This window comes from Sphingopyxis flava (assembly GCF_900168005.1).
In the GTDB taxonomy this organism is placed as follows: Bacteria; Pseudomonadota; Alphaproteobacteria; order Sphingomonadales; family Sphingomonadaceae; genus Sphingopyxis; species Sphingopyxis flava.
In genome coordinates, this window is sequence record NZ_FUYP01000115.1 from 1 (window position 1) to 1,063 (window position 1,063).

The 1,063-nt window shown below is 65.3% G+C and carries 1 protein-coding gene; it reads right to left on the reverse strand.

Features of this window, described 5'->3' with window-relative positions; all coding sequences use genetic code 11:
• Positions 1-1,063: NAD(P)/FAD-dependent oxidoreductase (locus tag B5X69_RS20775; RefSeq protein ID WP_139375930.1), on the reverse strand; the 1,063-nt coding region annotated here is incomplete at both ends.

A 1,063-nucleotide genomic window follows, 5' to 3' on the forward strand; every position in this document is an offset into this window, starting at 1 on the left:
GGCGTGCCGGCATCGGCGAGCTGCTCAGGGGAGGCGCGAAGTCCTGCGGTGACGATCATGCGGCCCTGCACATAGTCCCTGGTCGCATTGACGCAGTCGATCGCGATCACCTTGCCTGCCTTGAGATAGACAATCGAGAAGCTGCGCGCTGCCGGGTCACCTCTGAGGATCGCCTGATCGTGGCCCGTCGACAGGCCTGCCGTCTGGAGCTTCAAGTCATATTGGTTCGACCAGAACCAGGGGACCGCATGATAGGGCGCCTCGTCGCCGACGATGCCCTTTGCAACGACATTTGCCTGGTCATTGGCGTTCTGAACCGATTCAAGGCGTATGCAGGCGCCCTCGGCAAAAACATTCTCATGCACTGCGCAGTCGCCGATCGCATAGATGTCGGGAAGGCTTGTCTTGCAATGGCTGTCGACGCGAACGCCATTGCCGCCCTCGGCGCCCGCCGCGATGAGCGGTTCCACCGCCGGCACGATCCCGATGCCGACGATGACGAGGTCGGCGGGAATGACCTCGCCGTCGGCGAGGCGCACGCCCGTCACATGGCTGTCGCCCTCGATCGCGGCGACCGAGACCCCGAGGCGCAAGTCCACGCCGTGCGCGCGGTGCTCCTTTTCATAGAAGCGCGAGAGATCCTCGCCCGCAACGCGCGCGAGCACCCGGTCGAGCGCTTCGAGGAGCACAACCTTCTTGCCCGCCTTGGTGAGCACCGCCGCCGCCTCGAGCCCGATATAGCCGCCGCCGATCACGACGATCTGCTTTGCGGTCTCGGACGCCGCTTTCATCGCATCGGCATCGGCGCGGGTGCGCACGCCCTGCACGCCGGGAAGATCGCCGCCGGGGATGGGCAGCATCCGCGGCGTTCCCCCCGTTGCCCAGACGAGCTTGCCGTAACCGATCGTCTCGCCGCTCTCCGTCGTGACGCTGTGCGCTGCGGGATCGACGCTGACGACGCGCTTGCCGAGCAGCATCGTCACCTCGCGCTCGTCCCAATATTTGGCGGGGCGGAGCTGGATGCGCTCGAATTCCTTCTCGCCTGCAAAATATTCCTTCGACA